This window comes from Cryobacterium sp. MLB-32 (assembly GCF_000738085.1).
Taxonomy (GTDB): Bacteria; Actinomycetota; Actinomycetes; order Actinomycetales; family Microbacteriaceae; genus Cryobacterium.
On record NZ_JPRS01000727.1, the window covers coordinates 1 to 505 of the forward strand.

Sequence of the window (505 nt, forward strand, 5' to 3'; positions counted from 1 at the left end):
ACCCGCGCGCGCCGAGTTTCCTCGAGTGAAATACCCGGCGCTGATCGCCCCTTATCCATGGCCATGCTCTCGCATTGACGCGCCGAACTGGATTCGTTGCCTGGAAAGTCGGGGGAGGGCATTGGGCGTGGACTGGTCAGCAGCGGTCGACCGGCTGTAACGTCGCATCATGTGCGGCAGACTTGTGGTCTCAAATACAACCAGCGAACTCTTGAGCGCCTTCGACGCGACCGGGGGAGACTTCCAGGACTGGCACCCCAGCTGGAATATCAAGCCGACCCAAACGGTCCCCGTCGTCATTCACTCCGCCAAAGGCGGCGAGGAAGCCGTGCGCCGGCTTGAGCCTGCACGATGGTCCCTCACTCCGTCCTGGTCCAAGGAACTCAAAACCAAGTTCCCTACGTTCAACGCCAGGTCAGAAGGAATCACCGACAAGGCGACATGGCGCGGCCCCGTCAAAACGCACCGTGCCCTCGTACCTGCGACGGGCTACTACGAGTGGCAG

The 505-nt window shown here is 61.8% G+C and carries 1 protein-coding gene; it reads left to right on the forward strand.

Annotated features, from left to right (window positions below):
- Positions 1 to 169: 169 nt before the first annotated feature.
- The coding region (locus tag JF66_RS21100) for an SOS response-associated peptidase (protein WP_035880946.1) at positions 170 to 505 on the forward strand (336 nt) is incomplete at its 3' end.